General features: G+C 68.9%; 17 protein-coding genes. 11 read left to right on the top strand and 6 right to left on the bottom strand.

Annotated features, from left to right (window positions below; all coding sequences use genetic code 11):
* The first annotated feature begins 20 nt into the window (after positions 1 to 20).
* Genes galE through ABL843_RS15300 form a run of 3 tightly spaced genes read left to right on the top strand, consistent with a single transcriptional unit; the run spans position 21 to position 3,425 of the window.
* Entirely contained in the window at positions 21 to 1,133 is a 1,113-nt protein-coding gene (gene galE / locus ABL843_RS15310) for a UDP-glucose 4-epimerase GalE (RefSeq protein ID WP_418120396.1), read from the top strand.
* A complete protein-coding gene (locus ABL843_RS15305) occupies positions 1,126 to 1,905 on the top strand; it encodes a LuxR C-terminal-related transcriptional regulator (RefSeq protein WP_184637992.1) in 780 nt (259 codons plus the stop codon). The genes galE and ABL843_RS15305 overlap by 8 nt, the downstream gene beginning before the upstream one ends.
* 59 nt (positions 1,906 to 1,964) lie before the next feature.
* Positions 1,965 to 3,425, top strand: coding sequence for a mannose-1-phosphate guanylyltransferase/mannose-6-phosphate isomerase (locus ABL843_RS15300; RefSeq protein WP_418120395.1), 1,461 nt, complete (start codon positions 1,965 to 1,967; stop codon positions 3,423 to 3,425).
* Here the strand turns inward: ABL843_RS15300 and ABL843_RS15295 are convergent.
* On the bottom strand, positions 3,403 to 4,005 hold the full coding sequence (locus ABL843_RS15295) for a DJ-1/PfpI family protein (RefSeq protein ID WP_184637996.1): 603 nt from the start codon (positions 4,003 to 4,005) through the stop codon (positions 3,403 to 3,405). The genes ABL843_RS15300 and ABL843_RS15295 overlap by 23 nt on opposite strands.
* 96 nt (positions 4,006 to 4,101) lie before the next feature.
* Between ABL843_RS15295 and ABL843_RS15290 the strand changes: the two genes are divergently transcribed.
* The gene (locus tag ABL843_RS15290) at positions 4,102 to 5,436 is read left to right on the top strand and encodes a PLP-dependent aminotransferase family protein (RefSeq protein ID WP_418120394.1); all 1,335 of its coding nucleotides are present in this window, start codon (positions 4,102 to 4,104) and stop codon (positions 5,434 to 5,436) included.
* Between the two features lie 8 nt (positions 5,437 to 5,444).
* Here ABL843_RS15290 and ABL843_RS15285 read toward each other — a convergent pair whose 3' ends face one another.
* Both ABL843_RS15285 and ABL843_RS15280 read right to left on the bottom strand, forming a co-directional pair.
* Positions 5,445 to 6,113 carry a DsbA family oxidoreductase gene (locus tag ABL843_RS15285; protein WP_240650484.1) on the bottom strand — a complete coding sequence of 223 codons (669 nt, stop codon included), beginning with the start codon at positions 6,111 to 6,113 and terminating at the stop codon, positions 5,445 to 5,447.
* The gene (locus tag ABL843_RS15280; protein WP_418120393.1) at positions 6,110 to 6,892 is read right to left on the bottom strand and encodes an SDR family NAD(P)-dependent oxidoreductase; all 783 of its coding nucleotides are present in this window, start codon (positions 6,890 to 6,892) and stop codon (positions 6,110 to 6,112) included. The genes ABL843_RS15285 and ABL843_RS15280 overlap by 4 nt, the downstream gene beginning before the upstream one ends.
* A gap of 98 nt (positions 6,893 to 6,990) precedes the next feature.
* Here ABL843_RS15280 and ABL843_RS15275 point away from each other — a divergent pair, with 98 nt between their 5' ends.
* Positions 6,991 to 7,344 carry a winged helix-turn-helix transcriptional regulator gene (locus ABL843_RS15275; protein ID WP_418120474.1) on the top strand — a complete coding sequence of 118 codons (354 nt, stop codon included), beginning with the start codon at positions 6,991 to 6,993 and terminating at the stop codon, positions 7,342 to 7,344.
* Between the two features lie 28 nt (positions 7,345 to 7,372).
* Here ABL843_RS15275 and ABL843_RS15270 read toward each other — a convergent pair whose 3' ends face one another.
* Together ABL843_RS15270 and ABL843_RS15265 are read right to left on the bottom strand one after the other, a co-directional pair.
* Positions 7,373 to 8,506: a DSD1 family PLP-dependent enzyme gene (locus ABL843_RS15270; RefSeq protein WP_418120392.1), complete on the bottom strand. Its 1,134-nt coding sequence runs from the start codon at positions 8,504 to 8,506 to the stop codon at positions 7,373 to 7,375.
* Positions 8,507 to 8,517: 11 nt separating this feature from the next.
* Complete coding sequence (locus ABL843_RS15265) at positions 8,518 to 9,165, bottom strand: HAD family hydrolase (protein WP_418120391.1); 648 nt, start codon at positions 9,163 to 9,165, stop codon at positions 8,518 to 8,520.
* Positions 9,166 to 9,237: 72 nt separating this feature from the next.
* Here ABL843_RS15265 and ABL843_RS15260 point away from each other — a divergent pair, with 72 nt between their 5' ends.
* The 5 genes from ABL843_RS15260 to ABL843_RS15240 all read left to right on the top strand — a co-directional run bounded on the left by ABL843_RS15260 (position 9,238) and on the right by ABL843_RS15240 (position 13,631).
* Positions 9,238 to 10,167: a LysR family transcriptional regulator gene (locus ABL843_RS15260; RefSeq protein ID WP_418120390.1), complete on the top strand. Its 930-nt coding sequence runs from the start codon at positions 9,238 to 9,240 to the stop codon at positions 10,165 to 10,167.
* 94 nt (positions 10,168 to 10,261) lie between these two features.
* Positions 10,262 to 11,332 carry an ABC transporter permease gene (locus tag ABL843_RS15255; protein ID WP_418120389.1) on the top strand — a complete coding sequence of 357 codons (1,071 nt, stop codon included), beginning with the start codon at positions 10,262 to 10,264 and terminating at the stop codon, positions 11,330 to 11,332.
* Positions 11,326 to 12,141 carry an ABC transporter ATP-binding protein gene (locus tag ABL843_RS15250; protein ID WP_418120388.1) on the top strand — a complete coding sequence of 272 codons (816 nt, stop codon included), beginning with the start codon at positions 11,326 to 11,328 and terminating at the stop codon, positions 12,139 to 12,141. Before ABL843_RS15255 ends, ABL843_RS15250 begins: the two co-directional genes overlap by 7 nt.
* Before the next feature lie 9 nt (positions 12,142 to 12,150).
* Positions 12,151 to 13,329, top strand: coding sequence for a c-type cytochrome (locus ABL843_RS15245; RefSeq protein ID WP_418120387.1), 1,179 nt, complete (start codon positions 12,151 to 12,153; stop codon positions 13,327 to 13,329).
* A gap of 95 nt (positions 13,330 to 13,424) precedes the next feature.
* On the top strand, positions 13,425 to 13,631 hold the full coding sequence (locus ABL843_RS15240; protein WP_418120386.1) for a dodecin: 207 nt from the start codon (positions 13,425 to 13,427) through the stop codon (positions 13,629 to 13,631).
* 24 nt (positions 13,632 to 13,655) lie between these two features.
* On the opposite strand, the gene ABL843_RS15235 is transcribed toward ABL843_RS15240, so the two are convergent.
* On the bottom strand, positions 13,656 to 14,150 hold the full coding sequence (locus ABL843_RS15235; protein WP_369662379.1) for a low molecular weight phosphatase family protein: 495 nt from the start codon (positions 14,148 to 14,150) through the stop codon (positions 13,656 to 13,658).
* A 101-nt stretch (positions 14,151 to 14,251) separates the two neighbouring features.
* On the opposite strand from ABL843_RS15235, the gene ABL843_RS15230 reads away from it, so the two are divergent.
* Positions 14,252 to 16,960 carry a GNAT family N-acetyltransferase gene (locus tag ABL843_RS15230; protein WP_418120385.1) on the top strand — a complete coding sequence of 903 codons (2,709 nt, stop codon included), beginning with the start codon at positions 14,252 to 14,254 and terminating at the stop codon, positions 16,958 to 16,960.
* Positions 16,961 to 16,962: the final 2 nt, after the last annotated feature.

Raw genomic sequence — 16,962 nt, 5'->3', positions numbered from 1 at the left:
CCCGCCCCAAGGAAACCACCATGCCCGCACCCAGGATCCTCGTGACAGGCGGCGCAGGCTTCATCGGCAGCCACACCTGCGTGGCGCTGATCGCGGCGGGCTACCAGCCGGTGGTGCTCGACACGCTGGTCAACAGCGACGCGCGCTCGCTGAAGCGGGTGGCGTGCATCACCGGCGTCGAGCCCGTGCTGGTGCGCGCCGACGTGCGCGACGGCGCCGCGCTCGACCGCACCTTCGCCGCGCACGACGTGCAGGCGGTAGTGCACCTTGCGGGACTGAAGGCGGTCGGCGAATCGGTGGCCGATCCGCTGGGCTACTACGACGTCAACCTGGCCGGCAGCCTGGTGCTGGCGCGGGCCATGGATCGTGCGGGCGTGCGCACGCTGGTGTTCTCGTCGTCGGCCACGGTGTACGGCGACTCGCAGCCCTCGCCCATCGCCGAGGCCGCGCCGCATGGGCCGGTCAACCCCTACGGCCGCACCAAGTCGATGGTGGAGAGCATGCTGGCCGACCTCTCGCACGCCGATGCGCGCTGGGGCATCGCCTGCCTGCGCTATTTCAACCCGGTGGGCGCGCACGAGAGCGGCCTGCTCGGCGAACTGCCCAACGGCCCGCCCAACAACCTGATGCCCTACATCTCGCAGGTCGCGGCCGGCGAGCGCGAGTGCCTGGTGGTGCACGGCGCCGACTACGACACCGCCGACGGCACCGGCGTGCGCGACTACGTGCACGTGATGGACGTGGCCGAGGGCCACGTGGCGGCGCTGCACCGCGCCGCGCGACGGCCCGGCATCCTCATGGCCAACCTGGGCACCGGCCACGGCGCATCGGTGCTGGAGGTGGTCTCGGCCTTCGAGCGCGCGAGCGGCCGGCGCATCGCGCTGCGCATCGGGCCGCGCCGCCCGGGCGACGCACCCGCCTACTGGGCCGATGTGCGCAGCGCGTGGCGCACGCTCGGCTGGCGGGCGCGCCGCGACCTCGACCAGATGTGCGCCGACAGCTGGCGCTGGCAGTGCGCCAGCCCGCACGGATTCGACGACCCGGTGCCCACCCTGGTGCCCGGCGCCGTGCTGTTCCAGAACAAAGACAGAGCCATCAACATCCACTCCAACCGGGGGCACACCCATGTCTGAACAAGCTACACCCCCAGCCGTCGAGCTGGGCGCCGGCCAATCGGGCTATCCGCCAGGGGTCTGCGCGCCGGCCACGCCGCTGTGGCCCGGTTTCCTGACCGGGCAGGAAGACGCGCCGGTGCGCGTGCTGCTCGTTGACGACGACGAGTTCATGCGCCGCGTGATCGCGCAGGAGCTGCTGTCGGACCTGCGCATACAGCTCGAAGGCCAGGCCGGCAGCCTGCGCGACGGCCGGCGGCTGGTGGCCACGCACGAGTTCGACGTGCTGATGGTCGACCTGCGGCTGGGTGACGGCTCCGGCTTCGACCTGATCCAGGAAGCGCGCGAGCACCGCCGCTCGGCCGAGATCATCGTCATCACCGTGCTGGAGGACGAGGCGCACGTGCTGCACGCGCTGGAACTGGGCGCCACCGGCTACCTCTTGAAGGACGCCTGGCTGCAGAGCTTCGCCCAGGCGGTGCTGCAGGTGGTCAACGGCGGCGCGGCCATCACGCCGCGGCTGGCACGCCGGTTGCTCTCCCGGCTGAGCCACCGGCCGATGGGCGCGCTGCCACCGGCTGCGCAACCCCTGCCGCGCGAGACGACGCTGACGGCGCGCGAGTGCGAGGTTTTGCGCTTCGTCGCGCGCGGGCACGTCACGGAGGAGATCGGAAACAGGCTGGGCATCTCGGGGCAGACCGTCAACGCCCACATCAAGAACATCTACAAGAAATTGCACGTCCATTCGCGCGCGCAGGCCGTGAGCTATGCCGCGTATTCCGGGCTGATCTGAAGCGGCCCTTTCCTCTCTTCTTCATCAACCTGCACGCAACCCAACGCTGGCGACCGATCATGAAAACCGCTCCCTCCATCCATCCCGTGGTCCTGTGCGGCGGCAGCGGCACGCGGCTGTGGCCGCTGTCGCGCAAGGCCCTGCCCAAGCAGTTCGCGCCGCTGGTCGGCGGCAAGAGCCTGCTGCAGCTCACGCTGGAGCGGCTGGCTCTGCTGAACGCCGACATCACCTGCGTGACCTCGGAAGACCACCGCTTCCTGGTGAAGGAAACGGTGGAGAACGCCGGTGTCACGGGCCGGCAGATCCTGGAGCCGGTGGCGCGCAACACCGCTGCAGCGATGGCATCGGCCGCGTTGATGGCCGAGCCTGACGACCTGCTGCTGTTCGCGCCTTCGGACCACCATATCCCCGACGCCGCCCTCTTCGCCCGCACCGTGCATGCCGGCGTCGATGCGGCGCTGGCGGGCCGGATCGTCACCTTCGGCGTGGTGCCCAGTTTCCCGAGCACCGCCTACGGCTACATCGAGGCCGGCGAGGCGCTGGCCGGCGGGCACAGCCAGGCGGTGGCGCGCTTCGTCGAGAAACCGACGGCAGCGGTGGCCGAAATGCTGATCCTGAACGGCGGCTACAGCTGGAACGCGGGCATCTTCCTCGTGCAGGCGCGCACGCTGATCGCCGCGCTGCGCGAGCACGCAGGCGACATCCTGCAGGCCTGCGAGAGCGCCGCGGCCAACGCGACCCGCGACGGCAGCTTCGTGCGGCTGGACCGCGCGGCCTTCGAGCAATGCCGTGCCGACAGCATCGACTACGCGGTGCTCGAGAAGCATCGCCAGATCGCGGTCGTGAAGTTCGAGGGGCTGTGGAGCGACGTGGGCAGCTGGAACGCGGTCGCCAGCCTGCACCCGGCCGACGATGCCGGCAACCGGCTCAGCGGCAAGGCCAGCGCGCTGAACTCGCGCAACACCTTCGTGCATGCGCCGCACCGGCCGGTGGTGGCGCTGGGCACGCAGGACCTGATCATCGTGGATACGCCCGACGCCGTGCTCGTGGCCGGCGCGGGCTGCGCCGAGCAGGTGGCGGAGGTGGTGCGCAAGCTCTCGCTGGAAGGCTGCGCCGAAGCCACCGAGCACCGCCGCGTGGTGCGGCCATGGGGCGCCTACGACAGCATCGACCTGGGCGAGCGCTTCCAGGTCAAGCGCCTCACGGTCAAGCCCGGCGCCAGGCTCTCGCTGCAGATGCACCACCACCGCTCGGAGCACTGGGTGGTGGTGAAAGGCACGGCACGCGCCACCTGCGACGGGCAAGTGAAGCTGGTGCACGAGAACGAGTCGATCTACCTGCCCTCCGGCGCGGTCCACCGGCTGGAGAACCCCGGCAAGACGGTGCTCGAAGTGATCGAGGTGCAGACCGGCGGCTACCTGGGCGAAGACGACATCGTGCGTTTCGACGACACCTACGGGCGCTGCGCGGCGCAGGCGACCACGGCGACAACGGACCTCATCGCGGCAGATACGGCGTGATGTTCCTCAGAGCGTTGGCCACGTAGGCCTCCTTCTCGCCCACTGGCGCCACGTAGTGCAGCGCCGCCTCGGCGGCCTCGATGCCCTCGGTGCGCGCGATGACCCAGCCGGCCAGGTAAGGCGACGCGAAGCAGCCGCCCGCGGTGGCGACGTTGCCGCGCGCGAAGAAGGGCTGGTTCAGCACTTCCACGCCGGCTTCCTGCACCCAGGGCTTGGTCGTCAGGTCGGTGCAGGCCGGAACGCCTTCGACAAGGCCGAGCTTGGCCAGGACGAGCGTGCCCGAGCATTGCGCCGCGATCAGTTGCCGCTGCGGATCGAGCGACAGGCGCCCCATCAGCTCCGGGCTGGCGACCACCTCGCGCGTCTTCACACCGCTGCCGACGACCACCGCGTCGGCGGAGCGCGCATCTTCCAGCAGCGACTGCGCGCGGATGGTCACGCCGTTCATCGACGTGACCTCCGGCGTCGGGCAGCAGATGCTCACGCGCCAGTCCGGTTTCTTGATGCGGTTGAGCACGCCCAGCGCGATGAGCGAGTCGAGTTCGTTGAAGCCGTCGAAGGTGAGGATGGCGATGTGCATGGCGTCCTGTCTTGGTGTGATCGTGGGCGGATGGAGCCATCGTAGGAGAGGTGATCAATACAATCAAAGAATTGTCATGGATACATCGAGCTCACGATGGCCGAAGCGCGCTACAAGCAACTGGTCGACGAACTTGCCGCCGAAATCCGCGACGGCCGCCTGCCACCCGGCACCCGCCTGCCCACGCACCGCAAGCTGGCCGAACGCCACGGGCTGGCGCTGGTCACCGCGTCGCGCGTCTACGCCGAGCTGGAAGCCATGGGCCTCGTCAGCGGCGAGGTCGGCCGCGGCACCTTCGTGCGCGAAGCGTCGCTGCGCATGGGCCCCGGCGCCGAGCAGCGCGCCCTGCCGGCGGACCTGGTCGACCTGAACTTCAACTACCCCGCCCTGCCCGGACAGGCCGAACTGCTGCGCGGCGCACTGCGCCAGCTCGCGGCCGGCGGCGAACTCGACGCCATGTTGCGTTACGCACCCCACGGCGGACGGATACATGAGCGCGCCTGCTTCGCCCGGCACCTCGCCTCGCGAGGGCTGACAGTGGAGCCATCCAACGTGCTGATCGTCGACGGCGCGCAGCATGGACTGGCCGTGACCGCAATGGCCCTGCTGCAACCCGGCGACGTGGTCGCGGTGGACGCCCTCACCTACCCCGGCTTCAAGGTATTGGCCGAGGCGCACAAACTGGAACTGGCGCCCCTGCCCGCTGCCGGCCAGGGGCCCGACCTCGACGTGCTGGAGCGCCTGTGCGCGCGGCGGCGTGTGCGGGCCATCTACGCCATGCCGACCATGCACAACCCGCTGGGCTGGGTGATGGGCACGAGCCGCCGCAAGCGCCTCGTTGCCATCGCGCGGCGGCACGGGCTGCTCGTCATCGAGGACGCGGCCTATGCCTTCCTGGCCGACGATCCGCCCGCGCCACTGGCTGCGCTGGCGCCCGAGACGACGGTGTATGTCTCGGGTCTCTCCAAGAACGTCGCGACCGGGCTGCGCGTGGGTTTCGTCGCCGCGCCCGATGCGTGGGTGCCGAAGCTCGAACGTGCGATCCGGGCCACGACGTGGTGTACACCGGGCGTGACCACCGCCATCGCGTGCTCATGGCTGGAAGACGGCACGGTCGAGCGGCTCGAATCGCAGAAGCGGCAGGACGCGTCTGCGCGGCAAGCCATCGTCGGCGAAGTGCTTGCCGGGACGGGATGCATTCGGCATCCGTCGTCGTACTTCGCGTGGCTGCCGCTGCCGGAGGAGACGCGGGCCGACCTCGTTGCCGCGGCGCTGATGCGTGAAGGCGTTTCGGTGTCCCCGGCCGAGCCATTCGCTACGTCGAAGCATGTGCCGCATGCACTGCGGCTGGCGTTGGGGTCGGTTGGATTGGACGGTTTGCGCAGTGCCTTGCGGACTGTGCGGCGGGTGGTCGAGAAGCAGTCGTACTGAACGAGCGCTCAGGAAACGGCGACGCCGCCCAGTGCCTCCCGGATGCATGAGGCGATCTCTTGTTCGCTTCGTCCACCCCGCAACACGATGCCCGGACCGAAGGCGAAATGGGGAACCGACCGGACACCCGCCACGGCAGCTCTCCTCGCCGCCTCTTCGACTCGCCCGTGCCAGGCGCGGTCGACAGCGATCGCCCTTGCCTCCATCCGATCGAATCCGTGATCCACGGCGATGGCCGCAAGCACATCGGCATTGCCGATGTTCTTTGCGCCGAGAAAGTACGCCTGCGTGATGGCGACTGCCAACCGATGCTGGGGCAAGCCTCGCTCCCCGGCGGCAAGGATCAACGCATGGGCTGCCTGCGTGGGAAAGGCCCAGGGCTGGCGACGCAGGTCGAGCTCGAGTCCCGAGGATCGCGCTTCGGACTCGACACGTGAAAACGCAATTGCCGGATCGGTGATGCCGTGGCGCGAGCGCAGCAGATCGGGAATGTAGGTTCCTGACGCAGGCGCATCGGGCATCAGCAGCACCGGATGGTGGCGGATGTCCGCCGCAAGGCCGGCAAAGCCCTGTGCAAGTACCTTGTCGAGCCGGTACTGGCCGACGATGCACCAGGGGCAGGTGATCTCGGTATAGAGGTCTATTCGCAGCATGTACGTCTGGCCTTCCTCGTTCATGCCGGCTGAAGTGGCGGCAGGATCGATTCGGGGCGGTCGCGTTTCGTGGCGAGGCTCCAGATCTCCTCTGCGATGTCGTCGGGATCGAGCACCGGCAACCTTGGATCGAGCTTCGCTCCCGAGGCGGTCATCGCACGCAGCCCCGTCGAACGATCGATGACCGCGCCGATGCTCACCGTACCCGCGTAGACGCCCTTCAGGACCAATTCCGCATTGAGGGTGAGGACGTAGTTGCGCGCGGCAGCCATCGCGGGGCCGACGCCGCTCATGCCGGGAATGGCAACCACACCGGCCAGGCCTCCGACGACGATCATCGCGCCGTCTCCCCGGGCCAGCATGCCCGGCAGTACGGCGTGCGATACCTCGATGGGCGAGAGCATGAAGATCGAGGCCATGGCCTGCAGCTTCGCCGCATCGAGTTCGACCGCGGGTACGAAGTTGGCGTCGGAAGGCGCGGGAGCGTAGACGGCGACGTCCACGCTCGAGAACCGCTCCTCGATGGATCGGACCAGCGCGGGAATTCCGTCGATCTTCGTGAGGTCGGCCGGAAACGCTGCGGCCTCGATATCTGCCCGGGCGAGTTCGGCGACGAATGCCTCCAGCGGCTCGGCGCGCCGCGCGACGAGGGCGATCCGATAACCTTCGCGACCGAAACGCTTGGCCAGGGAGGTGCCGAGGCCGGAGCCTGCGCCGAAGATTGCGAGGGTTTTCTTTGCAGTCATCTGGTATTCCTTCAGGTGGTATGTTTCGATGACCAGATGATTGAGATTGACCGTCACAATGACAAGAACGCAGATGTTTGAGGCCTAGTCACATGCATATGCCTGCCCCACCCGACGAGCCCGGTACGAACGAGCACTGCCGGAAGGTGAACCAGATGCTCGGCCGAATGGGCGACAAGTGGACCATCCTCGCGATCACGATGCTCGAACAGAAGCCGCGTCGGTTCAATGAACTCAAGCGGCTGATCGGCGGGATATCGCAGCAGATGCTGACGCGAACGCTCAAGGCCCTGGAGCGCGACGGCATGGTGACGCGAACGGTTCATCCCACCGTGCCTCCCCAGGTCGAATACGCGCTGACTGAACTGGGTCACTCGCTCGCGTCGCCTCTCATGAACCTGGCCACATGGGTGCTGGACCATCTGGGCCAGATCGAATTGCACCGGGCCTCGCACGACGAGCGGGCAATGCCTACGGCGTCGAACTCCACCGTGTATCGCCGGCGTTAGATGCCGGAAAAGCCCGCAGCGCCACGCCTCACCAGCCGTGAAAACGGCTCCAGGTCGTCAGCGATCCGTCTTCCGACAACGCCTGATATTCCGGAAACTGCGCCCCCGTCGCACAGGCATGATTCGGCAGGATGCGCAGCCGCGTGCCCACGGGAAAGCGCGCCGCGATGTCCGCATCCGCCTCGCCCTCCCGCGAAAGAATGCCGTGCTCCTGGTTCGCACCCATGAGCACATAGCCATCGAGCACCCGTCCCTGCGCATCGCACACCTGCCCGTACCCGAAGTCCCGCTTCTGCTTCTGTGTCCCCCGGTCGCGGCTCATCGCCATCCAGCCTGCGTCGACGATGGCCCAGCCCTTGTCGGCCTGGTGGCCGATAACGGTGGTGAGCACGCTCAGGGCGATGTCGTCCTCGGTGCACACGTCGACGTTGCGCATCACCAGGTCGAAGAAAACGTACACGCCGGCCCGCACTTCGGTCACGCCGTCCAGCGCATCCGCAGCCAGGGCGGTGGGCGTGGAACCCACGCTGACCACCGGGCACGGCAGGCCCGCGGCGCGCAGCCGCTGCGCGGCGCGCACGCAGCCTGAGCGTTCCTGCTCGGCCATCGCCTTCAGTGCCTCGGGCGTATCCAACTCGTAGCTGGAGCCCGCGTGAGTCAGCACACCGCCGAGGCGCATGCCACCTTCGTGCAGCACGCGGCCGACTTCGAGCAGCGCGTCTTCCTCCGGCTTGATGCCGCTGCGGTGGCCGTCGGTATCGACTTCGACCAGCACATCGAAGGCCTCGCCGTTCGCGCGGCCGAACTCGGCAATAGCCCTGGCCGAGGCCACGCTGTCGGTGAGGATGCCCAGCGCGCAGCCGCGCCGGCGCAGTTCCAGCGCATGCGGCAGCCGGTGCGGCGCCATGCCGACGGCATAAAGGATGTCGGTGAAGCCTGCGGCGAAGAACTGTTCGGCCTCCTTCAGCGTGGAGACGGTGATGCCCTGCGCTCCCGCCTCGCGCTGGGCTTTGGCGACCTCGATGCACTTGCTGGTCTTCACATGCGGTCGGAAGCGCACGCCAAGTTCGTTCATGTGCCCTTGCATGCGTTCGATGTTGCGCCGCATGCGCGTGCGTTCGATGAGGGCCGCGGGCGTGTCGATGGTGGCGAGGGTGTTCATTCTGGAACTCGTCATTTCTTTTCGAAGGATTGCAGCCAGGGCAGCGCCGGTGCGAGCGTCGGCGCCTGAAGCTCGGGCGACGGCGCTCCTTGCGGCAGTGCAAGGCCGACCCGGTTGTGCCAGTAAGTGCGCAGGCCCACTACCGAAGTGCCGAACATGTCGTAGCCCGAGCCGGCGACGAAGGCCGCGTCATGCGCCTCCACCCCAAGCCGTTCGAGCGCCACGCGGTACGGGCGCGGATCGGGCTTGTAGAACCCGGCTTCCTCCGAGGTGACGACCGCGTCCCAATCGATGCCCAGCCGCGCCGCCGCGCGGTGGCCCAGGCGCCTGGAGCAGTTGGTGACCACGGCGAGGCGGCAGTGCGGCTTGAGCGCCAGCAGCAACTCGCGCGCGCCGCTCCACACGGGCAGCGTGTCCCATTGCGCTTCGAGCGCGTCGGTGGCGGAGCCGGGCATGCCGGTGTTGCGGGCAGCCTCCTTCACGAGCCGTTCGTAGGGCACGTAGGCGCCGCAGCCGTAGGTGAGCCGCAGGTACTCGGCGCGCCAGGTGCGGCCTTTCTCCTCGGAGCCGGCAGCGGCGTTCCAGACGGTCCAGGAGTCGAGCAGCGCGGTGAGCAGGTCGAAGAGCACTGCGCGCGGATAGGCGTTGGAGGATTGCATGGACTGCGACTGTACGTTTCGAGGCCATGCCTGTGCTTCAATGCGGAGTCATCAATCGTTAAGCACAAGTTAATGACGACGATCCAGATCGAGGACATGCAGCTCGCTGCCGCCCTGCTGCGCGAGCCATCGTTGAGCGCGGCGGCGCGGGCGCTGGACGTTACGCCGCCGGCGCTGTCGATGCGGCTGCGCAAGCTGGAGGCCGCGCTGGGACTGTCGCTGGCCACCCGCACCGCGCGCAAGCTGAGCCTCACGCCCGAGGGCGAGCGCTTCGCGCGCGAGGCGGCTGCGCTGCTCGGGCAGATCGAGGGACTGCGCGAATCGATGCAGCGCGACGACCGACGCCTCACCGGCACGCTGCGCATCGCCGCGCCCTTCGGCTACGGCCGCCAATACATTGCGCCCATGCTCGCGCGCTTCGCCAGGCTGCACCCGGGGCTGGGCGTGCAGCTCGACCTGCGCGAGACCCCGTGGCCCGACCGGCACGACGCCGACGCGGTGATCCACATCGGCACGGTGCGCGATTCGTCATGGGTAGCGCGCACGCTGAGCGCCAACGAGCGCTGGCTGTGCGCCAGCCCCGCCTACCTGCGCCAGCGCGGCGTGCCCCGCATGCCGCGCGACATTCCTGCACATGACTGCATCTGCATCCGCGAGAACGATGAGGACGTGACGCTGTGGCACCTGCGCCCCGCGGGCCGGGCGGCGGCCGCCAAGGGCAGGCGCGAGACCCTGCGCATTTCCCCCGCGTACGTCACCAACGACGGCGGCGTGGCGCGCCAGTGGGCCGAACAGGGGCTGGGCCTGGTGCTGCGCTCCGAATGGGACGCGGCCGATGCCGTGGCGCGCGGCACGTTGGTGCGCGTGCTGGACGACTGGCAGTTCGACAGCGCGCCGGTCACGCTGCTGGTGCCGACGCGCAAGGGGCGCACGGCGCGGGTGCAGGCCGTCGTCGAGTTCCTCGCCGAGAGCTTCGGCAGCAGCACCGCCAAGGGAAAGTAGCTGCGCGCATATCCATAGCCGCATTCCTTCGTTGGCCGCGCCGCCATGGTCCGCCAACACTCGCAGCTTCGTATTTCCGGAGAAGAAGCCTGCAATGACCCTTGCTCTCGATCATTTGCCCCCCTCGCGCCGCAGCGTGCTGCAAGGAGGCGCCGCACGGCCCGCCAAAGAGCAATCGCAGGCACAGCCGCGGCGTCCGGCCGCCCCCGCAGGCATCTGGAGCACGGGCCTGCTCGCCTCTGCCGCATGGGTCGCGCTGGGCCTGCTCACGCTGCTGTGGCCGAACAAGGAAGCCGGCTTCAGCGACTGGGCCTTCACGCAGGAGTTCGGCATCGCGACGCTGGTGGTCGCCGTGCTTTTGCTGGCGATCGCGCTGCTGGGTGGCCGCACCGGGCGGCTGATCCGCACGCTGCGGCCCGCCGGGCAATGGCTTGTCGCGCTGGCCGTGGGCCTCGCGCTGTGGGAGGTGTCCACCGCCAAGCTCGGCGTGCTGCCCTCGCCTTTCTTCGCGCCGCCGCAGAGCCTGATCGACGTTGTGCACGAGGACTGGCAGCGCCTGGGCCTGTCGACCGTGCATTCGCTGCGGTTGCTGGCCAACGGTTTCGTGCTGGGCGCGCTGGTGGGCTTCGGCACCGGGGTGGCCGTGGGCTGGTCGCGCATCGCGGGGTACTGGGTGCATCCGCTGCTGCGCTTCCTCGGGCCGGTGCCCGCGTCGGCGCTGCTGCCGCTGGCCTTCTTCTTCGCGCCTTCGAGCTATTCGGCGGCGGTGTTCCTCGTGGGCCTGGCCACCTTCTTCCCGGTGGCGGTGCTCACCTGGTCGGGCGTGGCCTCGGTGCACAAGAGCTACTACGACGTGGCGCGCACGCTGGGTGCTTCTGAACGTTTCCTGGTGCTGCGCGTGGCGATCCCGGCGGCGCTGCCGCAGGTGTTCGTGGGCCTCTTCATGGGTCTGGGAGCATCGTTCTCCGTGCTCATCACCGCCGAGATGATGGGCGTGAAGGCCGGGCTTGGCTGGTATCTGCAATGGGCCCAGGGCTGGGCCGCCTACGCCAACATGTACGCGGCGCTGCTGGTGATGGCGGCACTGTGCTCGGGCCTCATCACGCTGCTGTTCAAGGTTCGCGACCGCGTGCTGTCGTGGCAGAAGGGAACCGTGAAATGGTGACCGAGACGACCCCGAACGCAGTGCTTCCGCCCGCCCCTGCACCAACCACGGGCGCCGGGGCCCATATCGGCATACGCGGCGTCAGCCACTGGTTCGAAGTGTCCGGCGGCGTGCTGCAGGTGCTCGACGGCATCGACCTGCAGGTACGCCCCGGCGAGTTCGTCGCGCTGCTGGGGCCCAGCGGCTGCGGCAAGTCGACGCTTCTGCGGCTGGTGGCCGGGCTGGAGCCCGCGACCACCGGCGCCATCACGCAGAACGGCGAGCCGATCTCGCGGCCCGATCCGTCGCGCATCGTCGTCTTCCAGGACCCGACGCTCTACCCCTGGCGCAGCGTGTGGGACAACGTGGCACTGGGCCTGCAGGCACGCGGCGTGCTGAAGGAGCAGCGCGCCCGGGTCGACGAGGCGCTCAAGCTCGTGGGCCTGAACGAATTCGCGAAAGCCTTTCCGCACCATCTTTCCGGCGGCATGGCGCAGCGCGTGGCGCTGGCGCGAGCGCTCGTCAACGATCCGCAGCTGCTGGTGCTCGACGAACCGCTGGGCAAGCTCGATTCGCTCACGCGTATCGCGATGCAGAGCGAGCTGGTCAATCTCTGGCAGCGGGCCGGCTTCTCGGCGCTGCTGGTTACGCACGACGTGGAAGAGGCGCTGTTCCTCGCCAACCGCGTGATCGTGCTGAGCGACCGGCCCGCGCGCATCGCGGCGGAGTTGGTGGTCGAGCTGCCTTACCCGCGCCATCGCGGCGATCCGAAGCTGGCCGAGTTGCGGCACGAGGCGCTCAGGCACCTGGGGCTCGATGCGACGTGGTGAACTGAAGAGATGAGCGGTCCGCCTCCCGAGGCCGGCTGGCTCAATCTGCTGATCGGCCTGCTGCAGGGCGCGCAGCTCTGGCTTCTTCGCGTGCTCGATGCACTGGGGCTGTCCGGGCAATCGCACGGGCAGCCGGCATGGCCGTGGGCGCAACGGCTATCCGGCGAAAACCTGCTGATCGACGTCGGACAGGCCCGGCGGCTCGGCCTCACGCTGGTGGTGCTTGCCGTGGCGCTGCTTGTCCTGCTGGTCGCGCTGCTCTGGCGCCGGCGCCGCGTATGGCTTGCCACCGGAGCCGCGCTGCTGGCGGCATTGGCACCATGGCCGGAGGCCAGCGTGGTGCTTGTACCTGCGTACCCAACCAGCTTCCACGCATCGCCCACCGGCTTCACCGCCGACAGCATCGAGCGCGGCCGCACGCTGTACGCGGCACAGTGCGCCGCCTGCCACGGAACCAATGGCCGGGGCCACGGGCCGCTGGCCTCGGCGCAGGCTGTGTGGCCTCCAGACCTGGGCGGTCCGCTGCTGTGGCGGCGCGCCGATGGCGACCTGCTGTGGCATGTAATGAACGGCATGCGCGACCGCCGTGGTGCGCAGACCATGCCCGGCTTCGGCACCGCGCTGAGCGACGCGGACGCATGGGCGCTGATCGATTTCATGAAAGCCCAGGGCGCCGGCGAGAGCCTGCGCGCGGCCGGTCTCTGGGCCCAGCCCATAGCGCCGCCGGATGTGACGGTGCAATGCGGCGACAAGCCACCGCGCAGCCTTTCGAGCTGGCGCGGCCAGCGCCTGCGCATCATCGCGTCGGAGCCTGGCCGCGAGGCATCGCCGCTACCCGACGATCCGCGCCTCGTGACCGTGCTGCTCGCGCCTCAGTCCACGGAGGTGGCGCCGCAGTCGGCCGACTGCATCGCCACCTCGCCCGCCGCGTGGGCGGCCTTCTCGCTCGTCGCCGCGACAACGCAACTGGCGGGCACGCAGTTCATCGTGGACCGCGACGGCTGGCTGCGCGCACGCGGCGAACCCGGCAAGAGCGCGTGGAGCGACGACGATCTTCTTTGCCGCACCGAACAACAGCCCTCCGCGAAGCCCGGAGAGGGCCCGCTGCCGCCCGACGGCCTCGGCGCCCTCATCGCGCGCATGGACGCCGAACCGGTGCGCTTCGTCAAGGGCGGGTACGTCCACTGACACCTGTGTCCGCAACGGGACTACGATGTTCTTCCGGGCCCCTTGCTATCAATCGATCGATCAGTCCATCCCCTCAACCCCGAAGGAGACAGCCCATGTCCAGCCACGTCTACAAAACGCTAGAACTCACCGGTTCCTCGCCCACCGGCATCGAAGATGCGGTGCGGACCGCCATCGCGAAGGCGCACGAGACGGTGCGCAACATCCAGTGGTTCAACGTCACCAAGACGCGCGGTCATGTGGTCGACGGAAAGGTGGCGCACTGGCAGGTGACGTTGAAGATCGGGTTCACGCTGGAGTGAGCCCGCTCCGGCCGGCGGGAGCGGCTAGCGCATGTACCCCAGGTCGCGCACGTCGGACCGCACGGCCGACCGGTCCGCCCCCTGCATCGGCAGGCTCACCAGCAGTTCGAGCCGGCGGCGCAGCGAGAACAGCATCTGCACCGCGTCGTGCGCGACCCTGTCGGGGTCGCGGCCGTCGAGCACGTCGGGGTAGGCCCACAGCGCCGCATCGGGCTGGCCGGGCCATGAGGGCTGGCGCGGTTCGGTGGATTCGTCGAGCGTGATGACGAAGTCCGCGGCGTGGGCATTGGCGCGCGCGAGCTCGTCCCAGCCCCGCGGTTGCCGGTTCGGCAAGGGAATGCTCGCGCTCTTGAGCGCGGCGATGGCGGCGGGATGGAATTCGCGGGCGACCTGCCCGGGCTGGCCGCAGGAAGATACCGAGAACCGCTTCGGGTCCAGGTGCGTGAGGCACGCTTCTGCCAGGATGCTGCGCAATGAATTTCGTCGCGAGACGAAGATCACGCCGATACGTTTTTGCATGGAAGCCTGACTATAGCCCTGCGTTCTTAACCCGTCCTGACCATTCGCCGAGCAGTGCCGCCATGCTGCACAGCAGCGTCCGAACGGTGCAGACTCGGGGCATGGACAAGCATTTCCTGACCCCGCTTTTCGCGCCCGCTTCCATCGTCGCCTTCGTCGGCAATGCCGACGGTCCCGGCGGACAGACGCCGGCAGGCCACACGCTGCGCGAGGCCTTCCGCGCGCAGCGCTTCGACGGAACACTGCGCTTCCTGGACGTGCGCACCAAGGGCACGCTCGAAGAACTGGCGCAGACCCATGCCGACCTCGCGCTCATCGCCCTGGCGCCGGGCGACGTGGCGGCCGCGCTTGAAATCGCCGGACGCATCGGCTGCAAGGCGGCGGTGGTTCTCTCGAGCGGCATCGGCGCCGAGCAGGCGTCGCAGTGGCGCAAGATCGCGCGCCGCGAGGGCGTGCACCTGCTGGGGCCCAACTCGCTGGGCTTCCAGCGGCCGCTGCTGCATCTCAACGCCAGCGTGGCCGGTCCGCTGGCCGGCAGCGGGCCGCTCGCGCTGGTGGCGCAATCGGGTGCGCTGACGGCCTCGATGCTCGACTGGGCGCGACAGAACGGCGTGGGCTTTTCCAGCGTGGTGTCGCTGGGCCCGCACACCTCGGTCGACATTCCGCAGGTGCTCGACTTCCTCGCCAACGACCAGGCCACGCACAGCATCATCATCTACCTCGAAGGCATTGCCGACGCGCGACGCTTCATGAGCGCGCTGCGCTCGGCCTCGCATGCCAAGCCGGTGGTGGTGCTCAAGGCCGGGCGCAAGCCTGCCGGCAACGAGGCCGCGCAGACGCACAGCGCGGCCATCGTGGGCAGCGACGACGTGTTCGATGCCGCGTTGCGCCGGGCCGGCGCGGTGCGCGTGCGTTCCTTCGTCGAGCTGTTCTCGGCCGCCAAGTGCCTGGCCTCGCGCTACCGCCCCGTCGGCAAGCGGCTGGCCGTGGTCACCAACGGCGGCGGGCCCGGCGTGCTGGCGGCCGACTGGATCAACGAGATCGGGCTGGACCTCGGCAAGCTCTCCGCACCCGCGCAGAAGGTGCTGCAGCCCACCTTGCCCCCGCTCGCCTCGCTGGCCGACCTGATCGACCTGTCGGAAGAAGCACAGCCGGCGCACTATCGCGCAGCCATCGACGCGGCCTCGTCCGACAGCCAGGTCGACGGCGTGCTCGCCATCTTCTCGCCCAAGGCCGGCATCGACGCAGCTGCAACGGCAAAGGCGCTGGCCGACATTCCGCGGCCGATGAACAAGCCGCTGCTGGCCTGCTGGATGGGCGACTCCTCCGTGGGCAAGGCGCGCTCGGTGCTGGCCGAGGCGACCATCCCGAGCTTTCGCACGCCCGAGGCTGCCGTGGGCGCCTTCGGCAACATCGCGGCCTTCTACCAGAACCAGCAGCTGCTGCAGCAGACGCCGCCGCCACTGTCGGCACTGGCCAAGCCCGACATCGAGGGCGCGCGGCTGCTCATCGAGAGCGTGCTGGCCGAGCGGCGCCATGTGCTCACGGAGATGGAGTCGAAGTCGCTGCTATCGTCCTTCCACATTCCGATCACGCGCACGCTGCTGGCGCGCAGCCCGAGCGAGGCGATGATGATCGCGACGCAACTGGGCTTTCCGGTGGCGCTGAAGATCGATTCGCCCGACATCCCGCACAAGTCCGACGTGGAAGGCGTGGCGCTCAACGTGCTCAACGGCACCGGCGCGCGCGACACCTACGTCGAGATGATGGAGCGCGTGGCGCGCCTGGCACCCGAGGCGCGCATCAACGGCGTGACGGTGCAGAAGATGGTGCGCGCGCGGCGCGGGCGCGAGATCTACGTGGGCATGGTCACCGACGAGCCCTTCGGCCCCGTCATCGTGTTCGGCGCGGGCGGCACCATGATCGAGCTGCTGAACGACCGCGCGATGGAGCTGCCGCCGCTCAACCAGTTTCTTGCGCACCGCCTCATCGAGCGCTCGCGCGTGGCCGAGACGCTGGGCGAATGGCGCGGCGCCCATTCGGTGGACATGGAAGCGCTCGAAGACCTGCTGCTGCGCGTGTCGGAAATGGTGTGCGAGCTGCCCGAGCTGCGCGAGATGGACATCAACCCGATCATCGTGGACGAGAACGGCGCCATCTCGGTCGACGCGCGCATCGTGGTGGGCAGCAGCTCGCAGGCGGTGGCTGCCCACGTGGGCAACGCGGTCAACGGCTACCAGCACCTGGCCATCATGCCGTACCCCGCGCGCTACCGGCGCGAATGGCCGCTGGCGGGCACGGGCGGCGGCACCTACATCGTGCGGCCGGTGCATCCCAACGACGCGCAGATGCTGCAGGCGCTGGTGCAGGGCCTGTCGCCCGAGAGCCGCTGGTTCCGCTTCGTCTCGCGCTTCCACGAGTTGCCGCCGACCATGCTCTCTCGCTTCACGCTGATCGACTACGACCGCGAGATGGCGCTGGTGGCGGTGATCATGGAGCGCAGCGTATCGCCCGACGGCACCGTGCTCGAGAGCGAGCGCATCGTGGGCGTCTCGCGCTACGTGACCAACCCCGACCAGACCAGCTGCGAGTTCTCGCTGGTGGTGGCCGACGAGTTCAGCGGCAAGGGCATCGGCTCGCGGCTGATGGAAAGCATCATCGACGTGGCCCGCGACAAGGGCCTCGCCGAGATGGACGGGCTGGTGCTGGCCAACAACCCCGACATGCTGAAGCTGGTGCGCCGGCTGGGCTTCACGGTGAAGCCCTTTCCGGAAGACCCGGACTTCAAGCTCGTGACCTACATGCTGTAGCC

The sequence above is a fragment of the Variovorax sp. 350MFTsu5.1 genome (genome assembly GCF_048302515.1).
GTDB lineage: Bacteria > Pseudomonadota > Gammaproteobacteria > Burkholderiales > Burkholderiaceae_C > Variovorax > Variovorax guangxiensis.
This window is presented reverse-complemented; position numbering and strand designations above follow the sequence as displayed.